The sequence below is a fragment of the Streptomyces sp. NPDC021080 genome (assembly GCF_044333225.1).
In the GTDB taxonomy this organism is placed as follows: Bacteria; Actinomycetota; Actinomycetes; order Streptomycetales; family Streptomycetaceae; genus Streptomyces.
Genome location: NZ_JBIRQM010000018.1, coordinates 77,671 through 97,540 on the forward strand (window position 1 = coordinate 77,671; position 19,870 = coordinate 97,540).

Below are 19,870 nucleotides of genomic sequence, written 5' to 3' on the forward strand. Positions count from 1 at the left end.
CATTCGGCAAGGTCCGTAAGACAAGGTTTTGACGACAGGAGCCCGTCCCCACGAGTGGAATCAAGAATTCCGGGTGGTGCGACCCGTACCGCCGAACGGGTTCCACGGCGAAGTGCCTGGTCAGCGACGCAAAACGGCCGAGCCCTTGGGAACAAAGGACTCGGCCGTGAAATCGATGTACGACACACCCCGGTACGAGGAGATCTCACACAGATGATGGATCACGGATCGGCCGAATGATCCATACGGAGTGGATCAGTCAATCGATCACGCGGTACCGGCCCCCTCCAGGGGGCCGCGCGGGACTCAGGCGAGGGCCACGAGGTCGGCGTAGTCGGCGCCCCACAGGTCCTCGACACCGTCCGGGAGCAGGATGATCCGCTCCGGCTGGAGCGCCTCGACGGCACCCTCGTCGTGGGTGACGAGGACGACGGCGCCCTTGTAGGTGCGCAGCGCGCCGAGGATCTCCTCACGGCTGGCCGGGTCGAGGTTGTTCGTCGGCTCGTCGAGCAGCAGGACGTTCGCGGACGAGACGACGAGGGTCGCGAGCGCGAGCCGGGTCTTCTCGCCGCCGGAGAGCACGCCGGCCGGCTTGTCGACGTCGTCGCCGGAGAACAGGAACGAGCCGAGGGTCTTGCGGACCTCGACCAGGTCCAGGTCGGGGGCGGCGGAGCGCATGTTCTCCAGGACCGTGCGCTCGGGGTCGAGGGTCTCGTGCTCCTGGGCGTAGTAGCCGAGCTTCAGGCCGTGGCCCCCGACGACCTCTCCGGTGTCGGGCTTCTCGGCACCGCCGAGGAGGCGCAGCAGGGTCGTCTTGCCGGCGCCGTTCAGGCCGAGGATGACGACCCGGGAGCCCTTGTCGATGGCGAGGTCGACGTCCGTGAAGATCTCCAGGGAGCCGTACGACTTCGACAGGCCCTCGGCCATGAGCGGGGTCTTGCCGCAGGGCGCGGGCTCCGGGAAGCGCAGCTTGGCGACCTTGTCGGAGACACGGACGGACTCCAGGCCGGAGAGCAGCCGGTCGGCGCGCTTGGCCATGTTCTGCGCGGCGACCGTCTTGGTGGCCTTGGCCCGCATCTTGTCGGCCTGCGCGTTCAGCGCGGCGGCCTTCTTCTCGGCGTTCTGGCGCTCGCGCTTGCGGCGCTTCTCGTCGGCCTCGCGCTGCTGCTGGTAGAGCTTCCAGCCCATGTTGTAGACGTCGATCGTGGCGCGGTTGGCGTCCAGGTAGAACACCTTGTTGACGACCGTCTCGACGAGGTCGACGTCGTGGGAGATCACGATGAAGCCGCCGCGGTAGGTCTTCAGGTAGTCGCGCAGCCAGACGATGGAGTCGGCGTCGAGGTGGTTCGTCGGCTCGTCGAGCAGCAGGGTGTCGGCGTCCGAGAAGAGGATGCGGGCCAGCTCGATGCGGCGGCGCTGACCGCCCGAGAGGGTGTGCAGGGGCTGGCCGAGCACGCGGTCGGGCAGGTTGAGCGCGGCGGCGATGGTCGCGGCCTCGGCCTCGGCGGAGTACCCGCCCTTGGTCAGGAACTCCGTCTCCTGGCGCTCGTACTGCCGCATGGCCTTCTCGCGGGTGGCGCCGGAGCCGTTGGCGATGCGCTGTTCGTTCTCGCGCATCTTGCGGATCAGGACGTCCAGGCCGCGGGCCGACAGGACGCGGTCGCGGGCGAGGACGTCGAGGTCCCCGGTGCGCGGGTCCTGCGGGAGGTAGCCGACCTCGCCGGAGCGGGCGACGGTTCCCCCGGCGGGCTGGCCCTCGCCCGCGAGGACCTTGGTGAGCGTCGTCTTGCCCGCGCCGTTGCGGCCGACCAGGCCGATGCGGTCGCCCTTGGTGATGCGGAAGGTGGCGGACTCGATGAGGATGCGGGCACCGGCGCGCAGCTCGATACCGGAGGCGGAGATCACGGACAGGCTCCAGAGCGGGATAGGTGGCGGGGCGGGCGGCTGAGGACGTTCCCGCCGTCTAATGCGCGAGGAGAATGGCCATGGGCCAAGTCTAACGGGGCGGTGCAAGCACTTTTCCGGTGTGCGGGCGTCCGGGACTGTGACACTCGCCCCGTCCCGGGGCGCCGGGGATCGTCCGCGACCAGGACTTCGCCGACCGCGGCACTGCACGGTGCGGCACGTCCCGGTGCGGCGGGCCGCCGGGCCGCGGGGCGTTGTCAGTGGCCGGTGCCAGACTGGGCGGCGGATCGAAATCCGCACCGCGCGACAAGACGGAGGTATCGGCATGGCCGGCACGGACGGCGGGCGCCCGAGCATCTACCCCTCGATGCTGTACACCGACGCGAAGGCGGCGATCAGACAGCTCACGGAGGCCTTCGGCTTCACCGAGCTGTCCGTCTACGAGAGTGAGGACGGCTCGGTGATGCACGCCGAGCTGGTGCAGGGCAACGGCGCGGTGCTGCTCGGCTCCAAGGGCCGCGGGGGCCGCTTCGACGAGGCGATGAAGAACGCGGGCCCGTGCGGGGTGTACATCGTCGTGGACGACGTCGACGCCCACCACCAGCGGGCCGTGGACCACGGCGCGGAGATCCTGATGGCCCCGGCCGACCAGGACTACGGCTCGCGGGACTACATGGCCCGCGACCTGGAGGGCAACATCTGGAGCTTCGGCACCTACGCCCCGGAGACGGGCGCGTAGGACCGCCCCGGGGTCCGGCCCGCGGCGGCCTCGGGCCGGACGGGCCGGTCAGCTCCCCCCGGTGTGCACCTGGAAGGCGGCCCGGCGCACGGCCTTGGCGAGCGCCGGGTCCGGGTGGGCGGCGGCGAGCGCGACCAGCACCTGCACGGTGCGCGGGTGCCCGACCGCGCGCACCTCGTCGAGGAGCGCGGGCACGGTGGGCTGCACCGCGGACTCCAGGTGGCGGACGAGGAGCGGGGCCTCGCCGTGGTCGGCGACGGCGGCGGCGGTGTCGACCCACAGCCAGGTGGACTCGGCGCGGGTGAGGACCTCGTGGGCGTCCTCGGGGTCGTAGCCGTCGTGCTCGGCGAGCCACAGCAGGGCGTAGGGGCGCAGCGGGGTCTCCTCGGCCACGGCGCGCACATCGGGCTCGGCGGGGGCGCCGACGACGCGCAGCGCCTCGAAGGCGAGGCCGCGGGTGAGGGCGTCCTCGCCGCGGGCCGCGTCGATGAGTTCGGTGACGGCTCCGCCGACCGGGCGGGCGGCGAGCCAGGCGCGGTACTCGGCGCGGGCGGCGTTGGGTCGGAGCTGGGCGCAGCCGCGGAGCATGTCCTCGGCGGACTGCTCGATGTTGCCGGCGGGGCTCTGCGCGGCGACGCAGATCTGCTCCAGCTTGACCCAGACCGCCCAGCTGCCGAGGGCGGTGAGGGTGGCCTGTCCCTCGCCGTAGGTCAGAGCGCCGACGGAGGCGAGGGCCTGCAGGGCCCAGTCGAGGAGCGGGGCGAGGGGTGCGTCCGGGACCTCGGCGGGTTCCGGGGCGGGCTCGGTCGCGGGCTCGGGGCCGTAGGAGATCTCGCAGCGTTCGGTGCGCAGTTCCGTGACGCGCTGTCCGAGGAGGTCGAGAAGCTGGTCCACCGGGACGGGCCCGGCGGAGAGCTGGAGGAAGGAGAGCACCTGGGGCATCGCGGAGACGACCTCGGCGACGGCCGCGGGCTCGCGCTCCACCGGCTCGGGGTACGCGAGGGACCAGGCGTCGAAGAGGGCGACCCAGCCGCGCAGGACGGCGCTGTCGTCGCGGCTCCAGGCGCGCAGCCGCCATCCCGGGCGGGCGTCGTCGCCGTGCACCTCGATGAGACCGGCCAGGCGGGCGGTGTCCCAGTCGCCGCGGACCTGGACCGGGGTGAGTCCGAGATCCGTGGCGGCGCGCTGCGCGGTGGCGTCGGAGAGGGTTCCCTTGCCGTCGGGGTTCGCTCCGTCGCGCCCCGGGCGCAGGACGGCGTCGGCCCAGCGGGCCACCCGGGCCGCGTCGGACAGACGCGTTCGCGCCATGCGGGCGAGTTCCGCGGGCGGCGGTGTGCCTTCCGGCGGCCGCGGTGCGGGGCGGCGTGTACGGCGCTGGGTCACCTCTCGGGGAGCGGTCGCGAGGGACCGCGGGCTGACGAGTCGGAGCCTGGAGTCGCGCGGGTTACGGGACGTCACGGGTGCAGTCTTGCGGTTGACGGTCCGAAAACCCAAACGGAATGCCCTCGCAGGCCACGGGGGCGCCGGGAGCGGGGCCCTCCCGGGGTGCCCGGCGCATGGGAAACGGTGCCGCGCGGAGTCGTCCGGGCCCCGACCGGAAGCGCGTCCTCGCGTCGGCTCCGGGGGCGTGCCGGTCTCCTCCCGGTGGAGTGCCGAGGCCTACATCAGGGGGGTGAGGAAGCGGCGCAGGGCTTCCTCGTAGCTCGCCGGGTCGGCGTTCCACATGGCTCCGTGCGGGGCGTTCGGGACCGTGTGCAGGGTGACCAGGTCGGGGCGGCTCGCGGCGAGGCGGCGGGAGGCGCCCCAGGGGGCGATGCCGTCGTCCGGGCCGTGCACCAGCAGGGTCGGCACCTTGACCTGGTCGGGGTGCGCGGCGTGCGCGATGCGGTCTCCGCGTACGCCGGTGCGGCCCTGTGCGGCGCGCACCGCGAGCGGCAGCAGGAAGCCCGGGGTGTGGCGGGCGCCGGCGAGGGCGCGCAGGGTGGTCTCCCAGTCGAGGACCGGCGAGTCCAGGACGAGGCCGGAGATCCGCTCGCGCAGGGCGGAGTGGGCGGCGGCGCGCAGGGCCATGGTGGCGCCGGTGGACCAGCCGAACAGGACGACCCGCTCGGCGCCGAACCGGACGGCGTACCGGATGGCCGCGTCGAGATCGCGCCATTCGGTCTCGCCGAGGTGGTTCAGTCCGTCCGGCGGGCGGGGCGCCCCGAGGTCGCCCCGGTAGGCGAGGTCGAGGACGGGGAAGTGCCGGTCGTTCAGGAACTCCATCAGGTTCATGGGGTGTTCCCGGGTGGCGCCCAGGCCGTGCACGGTGATGACCCAGGTGTCGCGGACGGCGGGCACGAACCAGGCGGGCAGGGCGCCGAGTTCGCCGGGCACGTCGACGTCGGCGTGTTCGAGTCCGAGGGCGGCCCCGGGATCGCCGACGTACAGGTTCGGGGTGAGCCACACCTTGTCACCGCGCTCCAGGGAGCCGTGCGTGACGCGCTCCAGGCTGCGTACGACGGTGTCGGCGGTGTGGGGCACGGAGTTCTGGACGGGGCCGACGACCGCGTGGGAGCCGTCTCCCGCGAGGCCGTAGGTTCCCGGGCGCCGGGAGGCGAGGGCCCGGGTGAGGGTGATTCCGCCGGCCGTCGTGGCGTGCACGGTGAGCCGGGGCTCGGTGGGCAGGGGTTTGCCGGGCCGCGTCTTCAGCGCGGCGTCGCTGGCGAACCGGCCCGCCGCCACGGAGGCCGCGCCCGCGGCTATGGCTACGGTGACGGCCGCTGCCGTGGCTCTTAGGGTGCGCACCCGACCAGTTTCCCGGGGGTCCCGGCCATCGGCCAGCGGGAGCGCCTCCAGGGGTGACGGCCGACGCTCACCGGACCTCCGGGCCGACCTGCGTTCACCGGACCTCCGGGCCGGCCTGCGCTCGCCCGATCCCCGGGCCGGGGTCCGGTCCGGTGCCCTCACTCCTTCTGGCCGTACCCCGCGAGCTGCTCCCCCGCCTCCGCGAGCTGGTCCGGTGAGAGCAGGGCGGGGGTGAGGCCGGGGACCGAGGAGGCCAGGAGCCAGACGCGGCACATCCATTCCAGCTGGGCTGTGCGGTCGTACGCCTGGTGCAGCGAGGCCCCGTGCGCGATGGTGCCGTGGTTCCGGAGGAGGCAGGCGGTGCGACCGCTCAGGGCTCGGAGCGTGTTCTCGGCCAGCTCCGGTGTGCCGTAGGCCGCGTAGGGGGCGACGCGGACCGGGCCGCCCATGGCCGCCGCCATGTAGTGGACGAGCGGGAGTTCGGGGACGAGGAGCGAGACGGCCGTCGCGTGCGGCGCGTGGGTGTGGACGATCGCCCGTGCCCCGGTCGCGCGGTAGACGGCGAGGTGCATCGGCAGTTCGCTGGTCGGGCGCAGCGAACCGAGGACCTGCCGGCCGTCGAGGCCGACGCCGACGATGTCGTCGGGCGTCAGCCGGTCGTAGGGCACGCCCGTGGGTGTGACCAGGACGGTGTCGCCGACCCGGACGGAGACGTTGCCGGAGGTGCCGACGACCAGTCCGTCGGCGACCGTGCGTCGGGCCGTCGAGACCAGCTCGTCCCAGGCCCGTCCAAGGGTGTCGCGGGTGTCCCGCGGAGCCGGTTCGCCCCGCCCGCCGGCCTCGTCCGTCGTCCGTGGGTGCTCCCGCCCGTCCGGGGTGTCCCGGTGCCGCTCAGTCATGACGCGATCCTGCCAGGCGCCCTCCTTCGCGCACCCCTTGCGGGAGTGCTCGCGGGACGGATGCGGGAGGTGTCCGGCCGCCAAGACCCCATGGTTGTATGTGATTTACATCACTTCACATCAATGGAACGCCGACGTGACCCCGCTCGGACATTCACCGCGGATCACACCCCGTGGCCGGTCCACTACGACCCGACCGACGCCCGGACACCACCTCCGGGGCGACCGCTTCGGCCCTCCGGAAGGTGTGACGACGGCTACAGCCTGGACGTGACGGGGATCTCGCTCCTCAAACCTGCTCCGACCCGATGGCCGCGCCCGACCCCGCGAGCCCAAGTGGAGCACGGAATTCCGCATCCGTTCGAGCCTGCCGAGCCGGCCTCCGACACAAGCGGAACGACTGTCCACCGTTCGAGACATCGCGAAGTCCGACCCAGTTCACCTTCCGTTCACCCAGGTTGCCTACGGTCCACCTGCCACTGACGTCCAACAGAAGCCTGGGTAAATGGAACACATCACGCTCCTCCTCGGAATCGTGATCGTCACCGCTCTCGTGTTCGATTTCACGAACGGTTTCCACGACACCGCCAACGCGATGGCCACCACCATCTCGACCGGCGCTCTGAAGCCCAAGGTCGCGGTGGCCATGTCCGCCGCCCTCAACCTTGTCGGCGCCTTCCTCTCCGTCGAGGTCGCCAACACGATCTCCAAAGGCCTCGTCGACGAGACGGGCATCCGGCCGGAGGTGATCTTCGCCGCGCTCGTCGGCGCGATCCTCTGGAACCTGGTGACGTGGCTCGTCGGACTCCCCTCCAGTTCCTCGCACGCCCTCATGGGCGGTCTGGTCGGCGCCACCATCGCCTCCGCCGGCACCGGCGCGGTGCACGGGGACGTCCTGGTCGGCAAGGTGCTCCTGCCCGCCGTCGCGGCCCCGATCGTCGCGGGCCTGGCGGCGATGGTCGCCACCCGGCTGTCGTACAAGCTCAGCGGTGACGCCGAGACCAAGGCCACCAAGAAGGGTTACCGCGCCGGCCAGATAGCCTCCGCGGGCCTGGTCTCGCTGGCCCACGGCACCAACGACGCGCAGAAGACGATGGGCATCATCACCCTGGCCCTGGTCGCCGGTGGCGCCGTCGCTCCCGACTCCGACCCGCCGGTCTGGGTCATCCTCTCCGCCGGTCTCGCGATCGCGCTCGGCACCTACCTGGGCGGCTGGCGCATCATCCGCACGATGGGCAAGGGCCTGACCGACCTCCAGCCGCAGCAGGGTTTCGCCGCCCAGACCAGCGCGGCCACGGTCATCCTGGCCTCCTCGCACATCGGCTTCTCCCTCTCCACCACGCACTCGGTCTCCGGTTCCGTGATGGGTGCGGGCCTCGGCCGCAAGGGCGGTGTGGTCCGCTGGTCCACCGCCACCCGCATGGCCGTCGCCTGGGTCCTCACCCTGCCCGCCGCCGCGATGGTCGGCGCCCTCGCCGAGTGGGTGACCGGTTTCGGCGCCTGGGGCACCGCGCTCGTCGCCGTCTTCCTGGTCGCGTCCAGCTTCGCGATCTGGCGCCGCTCGCGCCGCGAGGTCATCGACCACAACAACGTGAACGACGACGCGGAGCCCGCCGGTGTGGTGACGCAGGCCATCGCCGCCGTCACCCCGCCCCCGGCCGGCACCGTGGCCGACGGCCTCACGGCCACCATCCCCGCTCCGGCCGAGCCCACGGTGAACCCGTCGGCGCAGTCCCGCGTGGCCTGAGACCCGAAGGAAAAGCAGCATGAACATCGACTGGTCAGCTCTCGGATCCGTCTTCGGGGTCAGCCTCGGAGTGACCGTGGCCCTCGTCGCCCTCTTCACCCTCGGCGTCGCCGGCCTCTCCAAGAAGGAGACGTCCCAGGGCGGTTCCGCGGTCGCGGCGGCCACCGGCGCCTACGTCTGCTTCGCGGCCTGCGCCGCGGCGGTGGCGTACGGCATCTCCCTGATCATCACCAAGTAGCCCGGCACGGGGCCTGGTCCGGACGACAGGCCCCGCGACCCGCAACCGGGTCGCGCCGGGCGGTACCGCGCGTGGGGTGCGGGACGGATCACCGTCCCGCACCCCACGCGTATGTGTCCCCCGCCCCACGCGCACGGGTCCCGCGCCCCACGCGTATGTGGGCCTGCGCACACTGTCCCTCCGCAGGTCAACAGCCAGTTGACGGCCGTTCTCGCCCCGTGGTGGACTGCCGGAGCCAAGTACGGCGGCATGAGAGGAAGCCGGTGCGAATCCGGCGCGGTCCCGCCACTGTCATCGGGGAAGGAACTCCCCGGGAGCCAGGAACTCTCACCGCCGGTCTCGTCGAACCAGGGCGTGGACACCCTGAGTGAGGACATATCGCCATGCGCGGCTGCCCGTTGCCCGTTCCGCTGAGTACGAAGGTTCCGCCTCACCCCACGGCCGGCTGACCCCGTGCGTGCCGATCGCGTCTTCGCGTACGGCGCCGCCGCCGGCCTTCTCGGCGACCTGCTGCTCGGCGATCCCCGCCGGGGGCATCCGGTCGCCGCGTTCGGGCGGGCCGCCGCGGCCGTGGAGCGGACCCTGTGGCGGGACCACCGCGGGTGGGGCGCCCTGCACACCGCCGTCTGCGTGGGCGGCGCCACCTCACTGGCCGCGCTCGCGAGCCGCCGCGTACGCACGTCGCGTACCGCCTCCGTCGCCCTGACCGCCGCCGCCACCTGGTCCGTCGTCGGGGGAACCTCCCTCGGCCGCGAGGCACGGGCGATCGGCGGCGCCCTCGCGGCGGGTGACCTGGGCGTGGCCCGGGAGCGGCTGCCGCATCTGTGCGGACGTGACCCGCAGGCGCTGGACGCCGACGGCGTCGCGCGCGCCGTCGTCGAGTCCGTCGCCGAGAACACCTCCGACGCCGTCGTGGGCGCGCTGGTCTGGGGCGCCGTCGCCGGCGTGCCTGGCCTCGTCGCCTTCCGCGCCGTCAACACCCTCGACGCCATGGTCGGACACAAGTCCCCCCGGTACCGGCGCTACGGCTGGGCCTCCGCCCGGCTGGACGACGTCGCCGGCTGGCCGGGGGCCCGGCTGACCGCCGTCCTCGCGGCCGTGGCCGGGCCGGACCCGCGCGGCGCCCTGCGCGCCTGGCGCGCGGACGCCCACCGGCATCCGAGCCCCAACGCCGGGCCCGTGGAGGCCTCGTTCGCGGGCGCGCTCGGCGTGCGGCTCGGCGGCACCCTCTCGTACGGCGGACGGGTCGAGCACCGGCCCGTGCTGGGCGGCGCGGGGCGCGCCGTCCAGGTCCACGACATCGAACGGGCCGTACGGCTCTCCCGGCGCGTCGGCTGGCTCGCGCTCGGGGTGAGTGCCACCGCACGGGTCCTGCTCACCCGAACCGGACGGGTTCCGTCCATCAGGAAGGGGCGCACCGCATGAGCGGCGGGCTGCTGATCGCCGGAACCACCTCCGACGCGGGCAAGAGCGTCGTGACCGCCGGGATCTGCCGGTGGCTGGCGCGCCGGGGCGTCAAGGTCGCGCCCTTCAAGGCGCAGAACATGTCCCTGAACTCGTTCGTGACCCGCGAGGGCGCCGAGATCGGGCGGGCGCAGGCCATGCAGGCGCAGGCCGCCCGGGTGGAGCCGACCGCGCTGATGAATCCCGTGCTGCTCAAGCCGGGCGGCGACCGCACCAGCCAGGTCGTCCTGATGGGAAAGCCGGTCGGCGAGATGAGCGCGCGCGGGTTCTTCGGGACGGCCGGGTCCGCGGCGGACCCCTCGTCGGGTGCCGCATCGCCCGGGGACCGGCTGCGCGGGGGGCGCCAGGAAGCACTCCTGGCGCCCGTCCTCGACTGTCTGGCGCAGTTGCGGGGCACGTATGACGCGGTGATCTGTGAAGGAGCCGGCAGCCCGGCCGAGATCAATCTGCGGCGCACCGACATCGTGAACATGGGGGTGGCGCGGAACGCGGGGCTTCCCGTGCTCGTCGTCGGCGACATCGACCGGGGCGGGGTGTTCGCCTCGTTCTTCGGGACGGTCGCGCTGCTGTCCCCCGAGGACCAGGCGCTCGTCGCCGGGTTCCTCGTCAACAAGTTCCGGGGTGACGTCAGCCTGCTGGAGCCAGGCCTCGACATGCTGCACGGCCTGACCGGGCGGCGCTCGTACGGCGTACTGCCGTTCCGGCACGGTCTGGGCATCGACGAGGAGGACGGGCTGCGCGTCTCGCTGCGCGGGGCCGTCCGCGAGTCCGCGGTCTCCTCACCCGTCGGCGAGGACGTCCTGCGGGTCGCCGTCTGCGCGATCCCGCTGATGTCCAACTTCACCGACGTGGACGCGCTGGCCGCCGAACCGGGCGTCGTCGTGCGGTTCGTGGACCGGGCCGAGGAACTGGCCGACGCGGACCTGGTCGTCGTGCCCGGGACCCGGGGCACGGTCAAGGCGCTCCGGTGGCTGCGCGAGCGCGGCCTCGCGGACGCCGTCGCACGCCGGGCCGCCGAGGGGCGGCCCGTCCTCGGCGTCTGCGGCGGCTACCAGCTCCTCGGGGAGCACATCGAGGACGACGTCGAGTCCCGCGCCGGTCGGGTCGAGGGGCTCGGGCTCCTCCCCGTACGCGTGCGGTTCGCGCGGGAGAAGACACTGGCACGGCCGGTGGGCACGGCCCTCGGCGAGCACGTCGAGGGGTACGAGATCCATCACGGCGTCGCCGAGGTGACCGGCGGCGAGACGTTCATGTCCGACGCCGCGGGACAGGGCCTGGACGGCTGCCGGGTCGGCTCCGTCTGGGGCACCCACTGGCACGGATCACTGGAGTCGGACGGATTCCGGCGGGCCTTCCTGCGCGAGGTGGCCGCCGCCGCGGGCCGCCGCTTCGTGCCGGCCCCCGACACGTCGTTCGCGGCGCTGCGCGAGGAGCAGCTGGACCGGCTCGGCGACCTGATCGAGGAACACGCGGACACGGACGCGCTGTGGCGGCTCATCGAGTCCGGCGCGCCACAAGGACTGCCCTTCATTCCACCGGGAGCACCCGCATGAGCACTGTGTTGTTGTTGTCGACCGCCGACACGGACCTGCTGGCGGCCCGCGCCAGCGGCGCCGCCTACCGGATCGGCAACCCGACCCGGGTGGACGTCACGGGCGAACTCCCCGCGCTCACCCGGGGCGCGGACCTGGCCGTCGTGCGCCTCCTCGGCGGCAAGCGGGCCTGGGAGGACGGGCTGGCGTTCCTGAAGGCCTCCGGGATCCCGACCGTGCTGCTGGGCGGCGAGTCCGTCCCGGACGCCGAGCTGATGGCCGAGTCGTCGGTGCCCGCCGGTGTCGTCGCGGAGGCGCTGCGCTATCTCGTCGAGGGCGGTCCGGCCAACCTGTCCGAGCTGGCCCGGTTCCTGTCCGACACCGTGCTGCTGACCGGTGAGGGCTTCGAGGAGCCGCACCGGACCGCCGAGTTCGGCGTCCACGGCGAGCGCGCCTTCACCGAGGGCCGGCCGACGGTCGGCGTGCTGTTCTACCGGGCGCACGAACTGTCCGGGAACACCGCGTTCGTGGACACCCTGTGCGACGCGATCGAGGCGCGCGGCGCCAACGCCCTTCCCGTGTACTGCGGTTCGCTGCGCGGAGCCGACCCGGGCCTGTACGAGATCCTCGGCCGGGCCGACGCGCTCGTCGCCACCGTCCTGGCGGCGGGCGGCACCCACGCCTCGCAGGCGTCCGCGGGTGGCGACGAGGAGGCCTGGGACATCGGGGCGCTCGCCGACCTCGACGTCCCCGTCCTCCAGGGGCTCTGCCTGACCTCGTCGAAGAGCGCCTGGGAGGCCTCGGACGCCGCCCTGTCCCCGATGGACGCGGCCATGCAGGTCGCCATCCCGGAGTTCGACGGCCGCCTGATCACCGTGCCGTTCTCGTTCAAGGAACAGGGACCCGACGACGTCCCGGTGTACGTCGCCGACCCCGAGCGGGCCGCCCGGGTCGCCGGAATCGCCCTGCGGCACGCGGAGTTGAAGCACAAGCCGAACGGCGAGAAGAAGCTCGGGATCGTCTTCACCGCCTACCCGACCAAGCACTCCCGGGTCGGCAACGCGGTCGGCCTCGACACCCCCGCCTCCGCGGTCCGGGTCCTCGACGCGCTCCGCGACGCGGGCTACGCCCTCACCGAATACCCCGACAACGGCGACGAGTTGATCCACCGGCTGATCGCGGCCGGCGGCCACGACGTCGAGTGGCTGACCGAGGAGCAGCTCGCCGCCGCCCCGGCACGGGTGCCGCTCGCCGACTACCGGGCCTGGTTCGACACCCTCGACCCCGCGCTGCGCGAGGGCATGCTGGAGGCCTGGGGCGAGCCGCCGGGCTCCCTCTACGTCGACGGCGACGACATCGTGCTCGCCTGCCTGGAGTTCGGGAACGTCGTCGTGATGATCCAGCCTCCGCGCGGCTTCGGCGAGAACCCGATCGCGATCTACCACGACCCCGACATGCCGCCCTCGCACCACTACATGGCCGCCTACCGCTGGCTGGAGAACAGTTTCGGCGCGGACGCCGTCGTGCACATGGGCAAGCACGGCACCATGGAGTGGCTGCCGGGCAAGGGGCTCGGGCTCAGCGGCGGCTGCGCGCCCGACGCCGTCCTCGGCGAACTCCCGCTGATCTACCCGTTCATCGTCAACGACCCCGGTGAGGGCACTCAGGCCAAGCGCCGCGGGCACGCCACCGTCGTCGACCACCTCGTACCGCCGATGGCCCGCGCCGACACCTACGGCGACCTCGCGAAGCTGGAGCAGCTCCTCGACGAGTACGCGCTGGTCTCCGACCTGGACCCGACGAAGGCCCCCGCGGTCCGCGCGCAGATCTGGACGCTGGTCAAGGCGGCCGAGCTGCATCACGACCTGCATGTCGACGAGCAGCCGGACGACGGCGACTTCGACGAGTTCGTCATGCACATCGACGGCTATCTCTGCGAGATCAAGGACGTACAGATCCGCGACGGCCTGCACATCCTGGGCGGCGGCCCGGAGGCCGAACCACGGGTGAACCTCGTGCTCGCCGTGCTGCGCGCCTCGCAGGTGTGGGGCGGAGCGGCCAACGCGCTGCCCGGTCTGCGCGCCGCCCTCGCCGAGCACTTCGGCCTGGTGGAGAAGGAGTTGCTCGCCGAGCCGGGCGCCCCGGTCAAGGCGCCCGTCGAGCTGACCGACCTCGTGGAGGGTCCGGCCCGTACGGCGGCCGACGCGATCGACCTGCTGGAGCAGCTCTGCCGCCGGGCGGCCCTCGGCATGGAGGAGCGGGGCTGGGACCCGGCCGCCGTCCCGGCGCTCGTGCGTGACGTCCTCGGCACCGAACTCCCCGACGCCGTCGCGGTCCTCGAGTTCGCCTGCCGCGAGGTCGTGCCGCGGCTCGCCCGGACGACGGACGAGATCGGGCACATCCTCAAGGCCCTGGACGGCGGTTACGTCCCGGCGGGCCCGTCGGGCTCACCGACGCGCGGGCTCGTCAACGTCCTGCCGACCGGCCGCAACTTCTACTCGGTCGACCCCAAGGCCATTCCCTCCAGGCTGAGTTGGGAGGTCGGCCAGTCCCTCGCGGACTCCCTGGTCCAGCGGTATCTGCAGGACACCGGCGCCTACCCGACGTCCGTCGGACTGACGGTCTGGGGCACCTCCGCCATGCGCACCCAGGGCGACGACATCGCCGAGATCCTCGCGCTGCTCGGCTGCCGCCCGGTCTGGGACGACGCCTCGCGCCGGGTCACCGGCTTCGAGATCGTGCCCCTGAAGGAGCTGGGCCGCCCGCGCATCGACGTCACGGTCCGCATCTCCGGCTTCTTCCGGGACGCGTTCCCGCACGTGGTCGGTCTCCTGGACGACGCCGTACGGGCGGTGGCCGAGCTGGACGAGCCCGCGGACCGGAACTTCGTCCGCGCGCACGCCGACGAGGACACCGCCGAACACGGCGACCGGCGGCGCGCGACGGCCCGTATCTTCGGCTCCAAGCCGGGCGCGTACGGCGCCGGTCTGCTGCCGCTGATCGACGCCCGCAACTGGCGCTCGGACGCCGACCTCGCCGAGGTGTACGCGGTGTGGGGCGGCTACGCCTACGGGCGCGGGCTCGACGGGCGGGCCGCGCGGGGTGACATGGAGACGGCGTTCCGGCGGATCGCGGTCGCCGCCAAGAACGTCGACACCCGCGAGCACGACCTCGTCGACGCGGACGACTACTTCCAGTACCACGGCGGCATGGTGGCCATGGTGCGGCACCTGACGGGCGCGAGCCCCGAGGCGTACGTGGGCGACTCCGCCGTACCGGACCAGGTGAAGACCCGCACGCTGGGCGAGGAGACGCACCGGGTGTTCCGGGCCCGGGTGGTCAACCCGCGGTGGATGGCGGCGATGCGCCGGCACGGCTACAAGGGCGCCTTCGAGATGGCCGCGACCGTGGACTACCTGTTCGGGTACGACGCCACGGCCGGGGTCGTGGACGACTGGATGTACGAGAAGCTCAGCGCGGAGTACGTCTTCGACGCGGAGAACCGGGACTTCATGAAGAAGTCCAACCCGTGGGCCCTGCGCGGGATCACGGAGCGGCTGCTGGAGGCGGCGGACCGGGGGCTGTGGGCGGAGCCGGACGCGGACACGCTGGAACGGCTGCGCGCCACCTATCTGGAGCTCGAAGGCGACCTGGAGGGCGACGACCAGTGAGTACCCCCTTCCCCTTCACGGCCGTCGTCGGCCAGGACGACCTGCGGCTCGCGCTGCTGCTGAACGCCGTGTCGCCGGCCGTGGGCGGTGTGCTGGTGCGCGGCGAGAAGGGCACCGCCAAGTCGACGGCGGTACGCGCCCTTTCGGCGCTGCTGCCGGAGGTGACCGTCGTGCCCGGGTGCCGGTTCTCCTGCGACCCGGCCGCCGCCGACCCGGCCTGCCCGGACGGGCCGCACGAGGCGGGGACCGCCGCACGGCGCCCTGCCCGCATGGTCGAGTTGCCCGTCGGCGCCTCCGAGGACCGGCTGGTGGGCGCCCTGGACATCGAGCGGGCGCTCGCCGAGGGCGTGAAGGCCTTCGAGCCGGGCCTGCTGGCCGACGCGCACCGCGGCATCCTGTACGTCGACGAGGTCAACCTGCTCCACGACCATCTGGTCGACCTGCTGCTGGACGCGGCCGCGATGGGCGCCACGTACGTCGAGCGCGAGGGCGTCTCCGTACGGCACGCGGCGCGCTTCCTGCTCGTGGGGACCATGAACCCCGAAGAGGGCGAGCTGCGGCCGCAGTTGCTCGACCGGTTCGGGCTGACCGTCGAGGTCGCCGCCTCGCGCGAGCCCGATCAGCGGGTCGAGGTCGTGCGGCGCAGGCTCGCCCACGACGACGACCCGGCGGGCTTCGCCGCGCGCTGGGCCGACGAGGAGGCCGCCGTGCGGGCGCGGATCGTGGCGGCCCGCGCGCTGCTGCCCTCCGTGCGGCTCGGCGACGGGGCGCTGCGGCAGATCGCGGCGACCTGCGCGGCCTTCGAGGTGGACGGCATGCGCGCGGACATCGTGATGGCGCGGACCGCGACCGCGCTGGCCGCGTGGGCGGGACGCACCGAGGTGATCGCCGAGGACGTACGGCAGGCGGCGCTGCTCGCGCTGCCGCACCGGCGCCGCCGCAACCCCTTCGACGCGCCCGGACTCGACGAGGACAAGCTCGACGAGACGCTGGAGGAGTTCGGCGGTTCGGACGAGACGTCCGGCGAGGGTCCCTCCGACGACGACCCGGACCCGGACCCGGACGGGCCCGGCGGGGGTGGACAGCCGCCTCAGGACGGGCCGGACGACGGCTCTCCCGCCGGTGACGTCCCGGCGCAGGGCGAGCCCTCGGACGACGGGAAGGCACCGGCCGGACAGGGCGGCGAGCAGGCGCCGGTACGGGCCGCCGAGCCGTTCCGCGCCAAGGCGCTCAGCGTGCCCGGGGTGGGCCAGGGTGCCGCCGGACGGCGTTCGCGGGCGCGGACCGAGCACGGCCGCACGACCGGGTCGCGTCGGCCCCGCGGGGCGCTCACCAAGCTGCACCTGGCGGCGACCGTGCAGGCCGCCGCTCCGCACCAGCGGGCACGGGGGCGGTCGGGCCGGGGTCTGGTCGTACGGCGGGACGATCTGCGGCAGGCGACGCGCGAGGGCCGTGAGGGCAACCTCGTGCTGTTCGTCGTGGACGCCTCCGGGTCGATGGCGGCCCGGCAGCGGATGGGCGCGGTCAAGGGCGCCGTGCTGTCGCTGCTGCTCGACGCCTACCAGCGGCGGGACAAGGTGGGCCTGGTGACCTTCCGAGGGTCGGCCGCGGAGGTCGCGCTGCCGCCCACCTCCTCGGTGGACGCGGCGGCGGCGCGGCTGGAGTCGCTGCCGACGGGCGGGCGCACTCCGCTCGCGGCCGGACTGCTGAAGGCGCACGAGGTGCTGCGGGTGGAGCGGCTGCGGGACCCGGCGCGCCGGGCGCTGGTCGTGGTGGTGACGGACGGGCGCGCCACGGGCGGGCCGGAGCCGGTGGCGCTGGCCGGGCGGGCGGCGCGGCTGTTCGCGGCCGAGGGCGTCGCCTCCGTGGTCGTCGACTGCGAGAGCGGGCCGGTACGGCTCGGTCTCGCGGGGCGGCTCGCGGGTGAACTGGGCGGTACGGCGGTGACGTTGGACGAGCTGCGGGCCGATTCCATCGCCGGTCTCGTCCGGGACGTACAGGGTGTTCAGGGTGTGCAGGGGACGTCGAGGAGGGCCGCGTAGTGCCGCAGGGACAGCCGAGTGTCGTACCGGAGGACGGACTGACGACCCGTCAGCGTCGTAACCGGCCGCTGGTCGTCGTGCACACGGGGATCGGGAAGGGCAAGTCCACCGCCGCGTTCGGGCTCGCGCTGCGCGCCTGGAACCAGGGGTGGCCCATCGGGGTGTTCCAGTTCGTCAAGTCGGCGAAGTGGAAGGTCGGCGAGGAGAACGCGCTGCGGGTGCTCGGGGCCTCGGGCGAGGGCGGGTCCGTCGACTGGCACAAGATGGGCGAGGGCTGGTCCTGGGTCCAGCGCGACGCGCAGATGGACAACGAGGAGAAGGCCCGCGAGGGCTGGGAGCAGGTCAAGCGCGACCTCGCCGCGGAGACGTACAAGCTGTACGTGCTCGACGAGTTCGCGTACCCGATGCACTGGGGCTGGATCGACACGGACGAGGTCGTCGCGGTGCTGCGGGACCGTCCCGGCACCCAGCACGTCGTGATCACCGGGCGCAACGCCCCGGAGAAGCTGGTCGAGCTGGCCGATCTGGTGACCGACATGTCCAAGGTCAAGCATCCGATGGACGCCGGCCAGAAGGGCCAGAGGGGCATCGAGTGGTGACGTCCTCCGTTCCCCGGCTGGTCGTCGCCGCGCCCTCCTCGGGCAGCGGCAAGACCACCGTCGCCACGGGGCTGATGGCGGCCTTCGCAGGGCGGGGGCTCGCCGTGTCCCCGCACAAGGTGGGTCCCGACTACATCGACCCCGGGTACCACGCGCTCGCCACCGGGCGCACGGGGCGCAATCTCGACGCGTACCTGTGCGGCACGGAGCTGATCGGGCCGCTGTTCGCGCACGGGGCGCGCGGGTGCGACATCGCGGTCGTCGAGGGCGTGATGGGGCTGTACGACGGGGCCGCGGGCGAGGGGGAACTCGCCTCCACGGCCCAGGTGGCGAAGCTGCTGCGGGCGCCGGTGGTGCTGGTCGTCGACGCGTCCTCGCAGTCGCGGTCCGTGGCCGCGCTGGTGCACGGGTTCGCCTCCTGGGACCCCGAGGTGCGGATCGGGGGCGTGATCCTGAACAAGGTCGCCTCGGACCGGCACGAGGACCTGCTGCGCGACGCTCTGGACTCCTCCGGGGTTCCGGTGCTCGGGGTGCTGCGGCGGGCGCCGCAGGTGGACACGCCGTCGCGGCACCTCGGTCTGGTGCCGGTCGCCGAGCGGCGGGCGGAGGCGGTCTCGGCCGTCGCGGCGATGGCCGCGCAGGTCTCCGACGGGTGCGATCTGGACGCGCTGGCGGCGCTGGCGCGGAGTGCCGGTGCGTTGTCGGGCACGGCCTGGGACGCCGCCGAGGCCGTGGATTTGCCCACCCACGACCACCCGACTCGCTCGGCCGAGAAGCGGGGACTGCTGAGGGCCGGCGCCAGTGGCGAGGCGTTGACCGTCCACCCGACTCGCTCCGCCGGCCGGCGGGCGCCCGTGGTGGCCGTCGCCGGCGGGGAGGCGTTCACCTTCTCCTACGCCGAGCACGTCGAGTTGCTCACCGCCGCCGGGGCCGAGGTCGTCACCTTCGATCCGCTCCGCGACGAGCAACTGCCGGACGGGACGGGCGGGTTGGTCATCGGCGGCGGCTTCCCCGAGGTGTACGCGGCCGAGCTGTCCGCCAACGAACCGCTGCGCAAGGCCGTCGCGGCCCTCGCGGAGTCGGGCGCCCCCGTGGCCGCCGAGTGCGCCGGGCTGCTCTATCTGTGCCGGGAACTGGACGGGCGGCCGATGTGCGGGGTGCTCGACGCGACCGCCCGGATGGACGAGCGGCTGACCCTCGGCTACCGGGACGCCGTGGCCCTCGGCGACAGCGTGCTCGCCGCGGCCGGCACCCGGATGCGCGGGCACGAGTTCCACCGGACGGTCGTGGAGCCCGGCGCCGGTCCCGTTCCCGCCTGGGGGATGCGCTCCCCCGAACGGCGCGTCGAAGGTTTCGTGCAGCAGGGCGTGCACGCGAGTTATCTGCACACGCACTGGGCGTCCGAGCCCGGCGTGGCCCGTCGGTTCGTCGAGAGGTGCCTGACGTCATGAGCAGCAAGCTGATCGGAGTCGGGGTCGGCCCCGGCGACCCCGAGCTGGTGACCGTCAAGGGCGTCAACGCCCTGCGCGCCGCGGACGTCGTCGTCGTCCCCGTCATGGCTGCACCGGACGGGAAAGACGGTGGCGAGCGGGGGCGGGCCGAGGCGACCGTCCTGCACTACGTGCCCGAGCAGAAGGTCGTCCGGGTGGTGTTCGCGCTCAACGAGCGCAGCGACCGGGGGCGGCGCGAGGCGGCCTGGGACGCCGCGGGCGCGCGGGTCGCGGGTCTTCTCGCCCGGCACGGCACGGTCGCCTTCGCCACCATCGGCGACCCCAACGTGTACTCGACGTTCACCTATCTCGCCCACACGATCGGGGAACTGGTCCCGGGCACGGTCGTGGAGACCGTGCCCGGCATCACCGCCATGCAGGACCTCGCCGCACGGTCGGGAGCCGTCCTCACCGAGGGGACCGAGCCGCTCATCCTCGTCCCGGTGACCGCGGGGGCGGCCGTGCTCAAGGACGCCCTGAACGGACCCGGCACGGTGGTCGCGTACAAGTTCGGGCGGCAGGCCGCCGAGGTGGCCGAGGCGCTGCGGGACAGCGGGCGGCTCGACGACGCCGTCTGGGGGTCGGCGCTCGGTCTGGAGGACGAGTCGATCCGGCCGGCCGCCGATCTCGACGGGGAGCCGCTCCAGTACCTCTCGACGCTCATCGCGCCCGCGCGCCGCGACGGGACACGCGGCGGAAAGCTGTGACCAGGAGCCGCCCAGGAGCCCGCGCGCCGTACCCCGCGAACCGTCCGGGC

14 protein-coding genes and 1 riboswitch are annotated in these 19,870 nt (G+C 73.4%); of the genes, 10 read left to right on the forward strand and 4 right to left on the reverse strand.

Annotation, left to right across the window (positions count from 1 at the left end; translation table 11 throughout):
• Positions 1–306: 306 nt before the first annotated feature.
• Positions 307–1,905, reverse strand: a complete 1,599-nt coding sequence (locus ACH4S8_RS35760; protein WP_398401700.1) for an ABC-F family ATP-binding cassette domain-containing protein — start codon at positions 1,903–1,905, stop codon at positions 307–309.
• 325 nt (positions 1,906–2,230) lie between these two features.
• On the opposite strand from ACH4S8_RS35760, the gene ACH4S8_RS35765 reads away from it, so the two are divergent.
• Complete coding sequence (locus ACH4S8_RS35765; protein ID WP_398401702.1) at positions 2,231–2,644, forward strand: VOC family protein; 414 nt, start codon at positions 2,231–2,233, stop codon at positions 2,642–2,644.
• A 48-nt stretch (positions 2,645–2,692) separates the two neighbouring features.
• On the opposite strand, the gene ACH4S8_RS35770 is transcribed toward ACH4S8_RS35765, so the two are convergent.
• From ACH4S8_RS35770 to ACH4S8_RS35780, 3 genes are all read right to left on the reverse strand, one after another.
• Positions 2,693–4,102: a hypothetical protein gene (locus ACH4S8_RS35770; RefSeq protein ID WP_398401704.1), complete on the reverse strand. Its 1,410-nt coding sequence runs from the start codon at positions 4,100–4,102 to the stop codon at positions 2,693–2,695.
• Between the two features lie 201 nt (positions 4,103–4,303).
• Complete coding sequence (locus ACH4S8_RS35775; protein WP_398401706.1) at positions 4,304–5,431, reverse strand: alpha/beta hydrolase family protein; 1,128 nt, start codon at positions 5,429–5,431, stop codon at positions 4,304–4,306.
• A gap of 158 nt (positions 5,432–5,589) precedes the next feature.
• A complete protein-coding gene (locus tag ACH4S8_RS35780) occupies positions 5,590–6,330 on the reverse strand; it encodes a class II aldolase/adducin family protein (RefSeq protein WP_398401708.1) in 741 nt (246 codons plus the stop codon).
• A 505-nt stretch (positions 6,331–6,835) separates the two neighbouring features.
• Between ACH4S8_RS35780 and ACH4S8_RS35785 the strand changes: the two genes are divergently transcribed.
• From ACH4S8_RS35785 to cobI, 9 genes are all read left to right on the forward strand, one after another.
• Entirely contained in the window at positions 6,836–8,077 is a 1,242-nt protein-coding gene (locus tag ACH4S8_RS35785; protein WP_398401710.1) for an anion permease, read from the forward strand.
• Positions 8,078–8,096: 19 nt separating this feature from the next.
• The gene (locus ACH4S8_RS35790; RefSeq protein ID WP_385405459.1) at positions 8,097–8,315 is read left to right on the forward strand and encodes a hypothetical protein; all 219 of its coding nucleotides are present in this window, start codon (positions 8,097–8,099) and stop codon (positions 8,313–8,315) included.
• A 204-nt stretch (positions 8,316–8,519) separates the two neighbouring features.
• Positions 8,520–8,663, forward strand: a riboswitch (cobalamin riboswitch).
• 105 nt (positions 8,664–8,768) lie between these two features.
• The gene (locus ACH4S8_RS35795) at positions 8,769–9,740 is read left to right on the forward strand and encodes a cobalamin biosynthesis protein (RefSeq protein ID WP_398401713.1); all 972 of its coding nucleotides are present in this window, start codon (positions 8,769–8,771) and stop codon (positions 9,738–9,740) included.
• On the forward strand, positions 9,737–11,332 hold the full coding sequence (locus ACH4S8_RS35800) for a cobyric acid synthase (protein WP_398401715.1): 1,596 nt from the start codon (positions 9,737–9,739) through the stop codon (positions 11,330–11,332). Before ACH4S8_RS35795 ends, ACH4S8_RS35800 begins: the two co-directional genes overlap by 4 nt.
• Entirely contained in the window at positions 11,329–14,982 is a 3,654-nt protein-coding gene (gene cobN, locus ACH4S8_RS35805) for a cobaltochelatase subunit CobN (RefSeq protein ID WP_398401717.1), read from the forward strand. Before ACH4S8_RS35800 ends, cobN begins: the two co-directional genes overlap by 4 nt.
• Complete coding sequence (locus ACH4S8_RS35810) at positions 14,979–17,024, forward strand: putative cobaltochelatase (RefSeq protein ID WP_398401719.1); 2,046 nt, start codon at positions 14,979–14,981, stop codon at positions 17,022–17,024. Before cobN ends, ACH4S8_RS35810 begins: the two co-directional genes overlap by 4 nt.
• Entirely contained in the window at positions 17,024–17,623 is a 600-nt protein-coding gene (gene cobO / locus ACH4S8_RS35815) for a cob(I)yrinic acid a,c-diamide adenosyltransferase (RefSeq protein WP_398401721.1), read from the forward strand. Before ACH4S8_RS35810 ends, cobO begins: the two co-directional genes overlap by 1 nt.
• Positions 17,620–19,074, forward strand: coding sequence for a cobyrinate a,c-diamide synthase (locus ACH4S8_RS35820; protein ID WP_398401896.1), 1,455 nt, complete (start codon positions 17,620–17,622; stop codon positions 19,072–19,074). Before cobO ends, ACH4S8_RS35820 begins: the two co-directional genes overlap by 4 nt.
• Complete coding sequence (gene cobI, locus ACH4S8_RS35825; protein WP_398401723.1) at positions 19,071–19,820, forward strand: precorrin-2 C(20)-methyltransferase; 750 nt, start codon at positions 19,071–19,073, stop codon at positions 19,818–19,820. Before ACH4S8_RS35820 ends, cobI begins: the two co-directional genes overlap by 4 nt.
• Positions 19,821–19,870: the final 50 nt, after the last annotated feature.

Excerpts from the sequence above, each read along its gene's own strand:
- cobN (WP_398401717.1), top strand. The coding sequence starts at position 11,329 with ATGAGCACTGTGTTGTTGTTGTCGACCGCCGACACGGACCTGCTGGCG.
- ACH4S8_RS35765 (WP_398401702.1), top strand. The coding sequence starts at position 2,231 with ATGGCCGGCACGGACGGCGGGCGCCCGAGCATCTACCCCTCGATGCTG.
- ACH4S8_RS35790 (WP_385405459.1), top strand. The coding sequence starts at position 8,097 with ATGAACATCGACTGGTCAGCTCTCGGATCCGTCTTCGGGGTCAGCCTC.
- ACH4S8_RS35785 (WP_398401710.1), top strand. The coding sequence starts at position 6,836 with ATGGAACACATCACGCTCCTCCTCGGAATCGTGATCGTCACCGCTCTC.
- ACH4S8_RS35800 (WP_398401715.1), top strand. The coding sequence starts at position 9,737 with ATGAGCGGCGGGCTGCTGATCGCCGGAACCACCTCCGACGCGGGCAAG.
- cobI (WP_398401723.1), top strand. The coding sequence starts at position 19,071 with ATGAGCAGCAAGCTGATCGGAGTCGGGGTCGGCCCCGGCGACCCCGAG.
- ACH4S8_RS35780 (WP_398401708.1), bottom strand. The coding sequence starts at position 6,330 with ATGACTGAGCGGCACCGGGACACCCCGGACGGGCGGGAGCACCCACGG.